Origin of the sequence: Streptomyces sp. NBC_00503 (assembly GCF_036346895.1) — a bacterium.
Classification (GTDB): domain Bacteria; phylum Actinomycetota; class Actinomycetes; order Streptomycetales; family Streptomycetaceae; genus Streptomyces.
In genome coordinates this window covers 8184395-8192422 of sequence record NZ_CP107855.1, presented here as the reverse complement: position 1 = coordinate 8192422, position 8028 = coordinate 8184395, and the positions used below count along the sequence as shown (strand labels likewise).

At 68.2% G+C, this 8028-nt stretch carries 3 protein-coding genes; all 3 read right to left on the bottom strand.

Going from position 1 to position 8028, the window contains the following annotated elements; genetic code table 11:
- Window positions 1-245 (bottom strand): hypothetical protein (locus OG490_RS37435; protein WP_330300719.1); only part of this gene is annotated, 245 nt, incomplete at its 3' end.
- Window positions 246-4751: 4506 nt separating this feature from the next.
- Entirely contained in the window at window positions 4752-5324 is a 573-nt protein-coding gene (locus OG490_RS37430; RefSeq protein WP_330300718.1) for a hypothetical protein, read from the bottom strand.
- 2399 nt (window positions 5325-7723) lie between these two features.
- On the bottom strand, window positions 7724-7846 hold the full coding sequence (locus OG490_RS37425) for a hypothetical protein (protein ID WP_330300717.1): 123 nt from the start codon (window positions 7844-7846) through the stop codon (window positions 7724-7726).
- Between the last annotated feature and the right edge of the window lie 182 nt (window positions 7847-8028).

The following is an 8028-nucleotide window of genomic DNA, read 5'->3' as shown; positions in this document are numbered from 1 at the left end:
TGCATGTCGAAAATGGCGGCTGACGTCGAGGTCTTCGGCACGGCGGTGAACGCCTCGATGCGTTCCCGGTCGGTGATGACCGGTTCGTATTTGACGGCGAAAGTGCGGCGGCTCCTCTGGAGTTCAAACAGTGCATAAGTCGTCGGCGCGGCTACGGCTGCGGCGAGGTTGGCGGCCGGTGGGGATCTGTCATCTCGGCCAGGCTGTAGCGTGGCGCAATCACGGCTCAAGCGGTTGACCTCCACCTAAGGTTGCGGGTGGCGATTCTCAGATGGTGATGGTGAGCTGGGTTCGAAGACGATGCCGTCACTGCCAGACGGGAGACGGGTGGTGCACGATCTGTCTTGGCTCGGCCGAGTGCCACCGTGGTCGGGGTGAACTCAGCCTGTCGCAGATCGGCGGATTGTCGGCGAGCTGGCGGGCGAGCTGGCGGACGAGCCGGTGACAGGTGGCCTGGGGCCGCCGGGCTCCGGTGGCACTGGGGCGGAGCCCGGATTTGTGGGGAACAGCTCGCTGATGGTGCCCCAGCCAGCCAGCCACCTGCGCAGCTCACCGGCATCCGGCTGTCCCCAGCCGTCCCCTGCCGGAGCGGGGTCGCGGGTGGTAGAGAGCTCCTCACCAAGGCCTGCGGTAGGCGCTCATCTGCCGAACACCGGTACGCGACACCCCGGCGAAGGGCGGCGCTTTGGTCTCGTTCCGTACCGGCCGTCCACTGGCCCGGGTCGTACCGCACCCCGCATCATCTCCCCGGGGCTGTCCTGCCGGCGTCCTCCGGCCAGAGCCCCGCCGCGGCGGGGGCCGTCCGAACAACCTCGTAGACCGGCCTAGGCCTGGGCCTGCCTACCGTTTGAACGGTGGTCGGCGAACTGCGACTGGCGACAATCATCTTGCATCAACGCCAGGCCCGGCCGGGCGGCCACCTGCGCACTGCCGAGTCGATGTACGATGCCGTTGCGCCGCGGCGCGGTCACGCACCACGTCGCCGGCCGTGGCGGACCGACGACCTGGGTGGCCTCGTCTGGAATTGGTGCGCCTGCGCAGCGGCTTCGTCCAGGGGAACGTAGGTGTCCGTACCACCGCGGCGGAAGGCGCGGATGGGGTCGTCTGCTGACGTCGCCTCGATCAGGCGGGTCGCGGGCAGCCAGCGCCTGCAGGAGGGCGGCGGGTGGCGGACCTGGCCGTGGGGGGTGGTAGTCGGCGCCGAGTCATCGATTGTCGTCAGCAACCATCGAGGTCCATGCAGGTCTGTTTCATGTTCACACACGTCCGTTCATCATCACCGTCGGCGGCACAGGGCGTGCTCGTCCTCGTGCCCCAGCGGCCGGGGCAGTCGGCGGTGTCGTCGGCAGGCTAAAGAGCTGAAAGTCTCACGATCGCCCCCGCCCGTTCTCGTCGTGCCACCGCAGCCGGCTGCGCTGCTCCGGCGGCCGCCGACGACGCGTCACCGCGGTCCAGGACCATGCTGACTCCGGAGGTGACAGGCCGGTCGCGGACCACCAGGCGAGCCCCGGCCTCAGTACCTGCCCGGGACATCAGGGGGTCGTGGAGACCGGCTCCGCTGAACGGTCGCCGCACTAATGCTGGAGACCAGCCCTGCCGAACCCGGCGAACGCCGGGCCTCGAACGGCGGAGACCTGGGCGCTGCGGAACCCGCCACGTCCGGAGTTGGCCCGGTTTCAACCAGCAGGGGCGAGGAAGTTCTGCGCTTGCCGTGCGGGAAGCCCTGATGCGGTAGGGGCGCCGGGCGGCCGCCGCCACCCCTTCGGCGTCCGCCTACGTCGTTTCGCCCAGGTCACCATTGCGCTGACGTCGCGGGAGCGATTTTTCTCGCAGCCTTCACGGCTGCGCGAGCGCGGCCCCGTGGGGGCTCTCGGCCGAAACCGGAATGGTCGAGTCGCTGGAGGAGAAGACGGGCGGCGCTGGTGGGCCGCTGGAAGGCGGCTCCCCTGGCGAGGTTGGTGATGAACATGCGCGCTCTGGGCACGGTGTTGAGCGCCAGCCTGCCGGAATCGCCTCGCGGCTGGGCCTGTTCATGGTAAGGTCGGGTTCGACCCTCCTCGGCGGGACGGCGCCGTAGGGGCCGGCCCTCGTAGCGCCGCCGACGGATTTTCCACGATCGGGTGTTTCCCCCGCCCGCGCGGCCAGCGGCCCTCGCTCGTGGGCGTCCCGCTCCGCCGCCGAGGCCGAACCGGCTTCTCCCCGGGCGGCGTCTCACCCTACTGCTGTCATCCACGTCAGTTCTCCTGCAGTTTCGGGTTCAGGAGTGATCCCGCCTGTGTTGGCCTCCCACGGACTTTCGTAGCTAATCATCCCGGCCGGATCGCCGGCCGGCCTGATCGATCTCCTCAAGTGAGGTGCTCATCGGCCTCGCATTACCTGAGATCATGACGTGGCCAGATCCAGCCCCATCTCAGTGAAAGGAGGTTTCCGTCTCGGCAACACGCAGGCTCAAGTACTGAACAATCCTCCTGCCTTGGCCTCCCAAAGTGGCCTCGAAGCGTGAGCGCCACCGCCGGCCAGCCCTCGATTTTCGGGCTCGTGCTAGGCTCAAGTAGCTGGAATGGCACGGCGGTCCAGGCACCGCGGCACTGCGAGTGCCTCGGACCGGTTCGAGTCTCAGTTGCCCAGTGGTGCCGGTGCCGCGAGCGAGCCGGCTACTTGTCACTCGGTTCCAGATCGGCACCACCAGCGCCAGCGGGCCTCGTGGAGACCCGCGCCAGTGGAGTTTTCACTGTTGCTGTCCTCCAGACTGGGGTGTTGAGGTGATCCGCCCGCCTCGACAGTCTCGGCTCAAGCGAGCCTCCTGCCCATCGGCCGAGCTAGTGATCTGTGTCCCGGCGGAGGGTGGGGTTTGGTGGTTTCACCATCTCGGCCCGGAGTAGGCAGCTGGGTCCCGGTCGGGCGGTCACGATTCGGCTGGGATCGAGGACCTGGTGTAGCTCTTCAACGGACCACTCGACCCTGCCGGAGGTCGGTCGGACCAGCACGCCTGTCCAGGTGACCTGAGCCCCGGAGCCGTTCGGCGGAGACCCCGGTAGGCTCTCCGTTTTCTGGGCCTAAGCGGGGCATGAGGGGGTCGCGCGTGGTTTGCCACAGGATCGGCGAGCGCCTCGCGGGATTCGGGCGAGCGGGCACGCCGCGGGGACGGCCGACTCGAATCTCCGATCTCGCGCGGCGGAGCCGACGACCGACAAACGTCACCAGCGGCCCAGCGCGGCCGACGCTCACAGGCCACGAGCTCCCAACTCGTCGGGGCTTGGCGTGCGAACACCGTGGAGTTCGCTGTCACCCCGGCCTGGCCTCGCTCCTGGGACCTGGTGATGGACCTGCCGATCCTTGTCCTGGCGCCCTGAACCGGTAGCGCCCTCGCCGAAGTCTTCAGCGAAGTCGACCGAGGATCGCGGCATCCGGGCACGAGGGCTTTCTCCGGGAGCCGGAGCAGGAATGGACCCAGCTCATCAGGTCGGTGCTCGTCCTTGCAACGACGGCGACGACGCCCTTCGTTCGGCTTCGGCGACGATGCGGCATGCTCGGCCATCCGATTTTCGTCGCGGTAGGCCCTGCGTGCGCTGCCGGGGGTACACGAAGCGCGTGCGTGACGGTTTCGAGGTGGCTGGGGCCTTGGCGACCCGCGCTCCGAGTCGAGCGGTAGTCCCGGTCGACGGTCGCCTGGGTGATCACCGTTGGGAGAGACGCAGGTCTCGACGCATCCGGACGTCGGTGCGCTCGACGGCCGTCGATACTGGCCGCTGCTGTGCTCGAGCTGTTCTGCCGTAGTTCGCCTGCTGGGTCTCGACGCCGAGCGGTCAATCGGCGCCCTCGCAGCCTGGGTCCTGGGCATGCGCAGCATCGCCCGGCGTCCTTGGTGCGGACGTGGCGTCATGGTGACGGACGAAGGCGAGCCGTACCTGCTCCGGGCTTGACCTCCACGCCGTTTGGGTGTCTGGGTCTCGGCTCGAGATCTCGGTATCGCCGTTGGCGGAGTTCTGTAGGCGGGTTTGGGTTCGGTGGGTCATTCACGGCTCTGTTTTGCCGGGGTGTTGACCTCCGGACGGGATTCATGCTGACGGGATCTCGGCTCAGCCTCGGCTGCAGGCTCCGGAACCCCGGACCCATGCACCAAGCTTGAGGGCGGTGTATCAAAGACCCATGATCCCGGATCTGATCGACCTTCTGAGGACGCCGCAGGGGCCCTTGATTTCTTCGGCCGTCGTCCGGCCGCAGCCGAGGCCAAACTCGACCGAGCCAGGGTCTCTGCCGGATGTCTCGGCTCGAGGGGTGCCGCACACGCTAGTTTCGGACGGCCGGTGTGTGTCGCAATTTCGGATCATGACGTTCAGTATTCGAGCTGTAGCGTCCCCGGCAGCGAGTGCCGTAGTGGCTGTCACTGCGAGCCTGCTGGAGAGATGGGAACATGGTCTCGTGTTGACTTTGCCGTGAACTCACGTGCATAACGAAGGCCTCCGTGGTTCGGAGGCCTGCCCCGTGGATTGCACGGACGAGGTCGTCCTTCGGTCCACATGTCTGCTTGGCTGAGTGTTTTTAGTAATACGGGGTGATCACTGCATGGTCAGGCTCAAACTCCTGACCTCGGGATTTTGCGCCTCGACGCCCCACTTGGGTTTCTGTGTCATACGGAGATGGTGGCCTAGTGTCGGAGGATAGTTGAGTGATGCGTTGGCCTGTTGGTTGTGTCGTGTGTCTCCGGATCTCACCGCAACTCTGCCTCCTGGCGGTGAGGTGCACAAGCCTCAAAACTGATAATTTGCCGAGTTCTTCAGTGTCTGGCGGTTCAGCCAGTGGCCTTGAGCGCGACGCGGCAGTTCGTGGCGATGTCGTTCCTTCCGAAGCGCCGGGCGCCGATTTGCTCGCCGAAGAGCCGCCGCCCGCGGAGCCGCGTCGACCTGCAGGGCGCTGGAATGGCGGGCGCGGAAGGTGGTCTTTGCAAGAGGTGAGTCTTCGTGCCACCAGCCGGGTGGCTTCGGGAGTTCGACGATGTCGATGTCGAAAATCGGCGAGCCAGGCGTCGGCCGTCGATTCCAGTCGAGGGCGCGGGCGAAGCGTCGTGACCGGCTTCGCCGAAACCAGGCGGTGGTCGTTGAGCGACCCTTGTCGGCGCGTGCGATTTGCCCGCTGGCGTCGACGTTTCTGGTGTTTGGCTTGATGACGGTGTCGTCGACTTCTTCGTCGATGGCGACTGCGTCGATCTCGTCGTCGCGGATTCGGCGACCCAGGACTTCGAGTCCGCCTCGAATCGGCGATCGCCGGATGAGATGTGGAGTTCGACGTAGGTCGAATGGGTCGGCTGCCCGTCGGCTGATCACCGTGCTCGGCGAGTTTGCCTGGCGCAGTTCCAGGAACCAGCCGTCGGACGGTTCCAGGTCGTAGGCGTTGAGGATGACGGCGTTGAGGTACGCAGTTCAGGTGCCTTGTCGTCCACAGGCCCTGCCCGCGGCAGGCCGAACGAGGAAAACGGATCTGGGTGCCCTGCGGCCTCGGTCCTTGGCATGCCGACGATCACCAGCGCGGGTGGTGTCACGGCGAGTGCCGCGGCGAGGTATTCTGCTGACGAGGTCCCTGCCGAGCCGGCCTATCTCGGCGTTCGCGGCCGGGGGACGACCGAGTCGGTCTCGGTATGGAGCCGCATGGCCACCGGCACCACCCGGCTTGGGGGAGCTCAATGTCCGTTAACGAGCTCCTCCTGCACTCAATCCCGCACGCCACGCGCCGCGAAGTCCGTTGCAGCGGGTCGAGGCAGCTTCGACGTGCGGTCATCGCGTCGATGGCCATTGCCGACCGTTACCTGCTCCACCGGCAGCGGCAGCGTGTAGTCCCGTCGCGTCTGCCGGTGGTTAACGGTACCAGTCCTCGATGACCCCGGGCCGGCCCGGCCGCGGTTCTTCGCTTAGGTCCTCGCTCAATACGGCTGTTCGCCTTGCCCGGCCTCGACATGCCGCGGCCTCTTCTTCTGCTCGGTCGCTGTTCGGCACGCCGGGTCCCGACCTGATCTCGATAGGCCTACGGTCCAGCCACCGGCCAGCCCGGCTGTCACCACTACCGCAGTCGTTGTTTCCGCTCAGCAGGCCGCCGCCCAGCGGCACCGAGCCGCGCCTGGTCTCCCCTGTAGCCTGTTCGCAACACGGGCCCTCTGCGTACATCCGTTCCATCGTCGTCGTTCGGGTGATGCTGCGCGGCGCGGCCCAGGGTGGGCGGCGGACGGTTCTTGCCGGGTGTTCTGTTCGAGGTGATGCATGGCTGTCCTCGCCGACGTGGCGAGGCCAGTTGCCGAGGCGGTTGCCGCCTGGATTCGGCATGATCGGCGCATGGCAACTGGTGGCGTCGAGCAGGCGTGGAGCTGGTTGTCCGCGGGCGATGAAGGCCTCCTGCGATCGAGATTCGGCAGCACAGTGGGGATACCGTGCACCGTGAGCTCGGCCGCGCGGAGGACCTCGCCCGTTGGCCGGTGCCGTCGGCCTCGCCGGCCGATTTCACCAGGGCGATGCTGGCGCCCGTCGTCGCCGGAGCGGGAGTCGCCACCGGCGTCCCGGCCGTGCCGGGAGGTGGAATACGCGGGGTCCTGAGTGGGTGGATCTGCGTCTGCGGTGCGCGTCCGTGGTGACGTGGGTCGACGGGGTGACGAGCGCGACCGCCCGCGGCGGTTACCCGGGTACCGCTTCCAGCCGAGGGAGGAACTCGGCCGCGTTGATCAGCAGGCGGCATCCGTGAGCGCCCGTCGGCGGTATTCTGCTCGGCGTGGCGGGCGGGATCGGGGCAAGCTTGTGCCGGACCAGGAAGCGCTGTACCTGGTGGATGATCTCTTAGCCGTAGCAAGCCGTACCGCAAGGGCACCGCCCAGGCGCCGAACGGTGCGGCGGAGGAGGATGCTGCCGGTCTCGCCGCCGGGCTATACAGCGCCGCCGCTCGCCCGGCGGAGGCGTGCCGTCCGGATCCGGCGGAGGACCTGCTCTCGTACCCGGACCTCGCGCAGCGGAACCCGCTGGCACCGGGTGGCCGGGTGGCATCCACCGAGCGCCGCCCTGCCGGTCTGGCCGCGGACCTGAACGCCCGCCGGCGGCGTGGGAGGCGAGATCCGCGCGCCGAGGACGCGCTGCGGAGGAGCGCCTGGCGGTCTTCGCGCCGGAGGACGATCGGCCGGGTCCGGAAGATCACCACGAACGGAGTCAGCTGGCGACGTCGCGCCTAGATCGCGCCGTGGATGGGCCGGCCCGTCGGCATGCGGGTCCCGGCTGCGGTATCTGCCGCACTACGACGGGCAGATCGAGGTGTTCTCTACCGAGGAGTGGAAACCGGCACCTCCGGGACCGCCTACCTGGCCCAGGCGGCGACGGTGGAGCAGCGTCGTGCGCTGAGTTCGGTCAGGGCAGAAGCAGGCCCGCGCGTTGAAGGCGGATCGGAAGGGCGGCGGAGAAGCCGGCGCAAGGCCTGCCACACGGCCATCCGACGACGGCTGCGGAGCCGTCCGCGCCGCACACGGGTCACTTCCTCGCAGGCCGAGGCGGAATCGCCCGGTCAGGGGCGTGGACTCTGGCGGCCCTGTGCTCTGCCTGGATTTGATCCCGCCGGCGTGAGCCTCCGGCGTCCTGGGCCCGGCCGGCTGTCCGCCCCCGCCGCGCGGCCATTCTGAACCGATTCCGAGCAGGCGAGCAGCCGAGGCGGCGCGCCCGGAGCAGGCGGCGCACGTGACGACAGCGGGGAGCGCTGGTCAATCGGCGACCGCCGAACGGCGCTTGGTAGAGCTGCCCCAGGGCGGGAGGACCACTTCGGGCAGCTGCCGGGCGCCCAGGCGGTCTCCGTCGCGCGCGCTGCTGATGGTGCGGGAGAACATCCGTGCCGCGGTCGAGGCCGCAGAGCCATGATCTGCAGCCCACGGGCAGGCGGGGCCGGGGCAAGTCGTTGGCTGTGAACACCTCGCGCTGCGTGAGCTCGCACCGAGGCTGGCCACGCCGGATCCAGTTCCGGGCCGCCCTTCGACCCGCGACCTGCGCCATGAGCGTTCCACGCCCTGGG

Bases quoted from the DNA above. Each gene is read 5' to 3' on its own strand.
- OG490_RS37425 (WP_330300717.1), bottom strand. From the start codon at position 7,846: ATGTTCTCCCGCACCATCAGCAGCGCGCGCGACGGAGACCGCCTGGGC.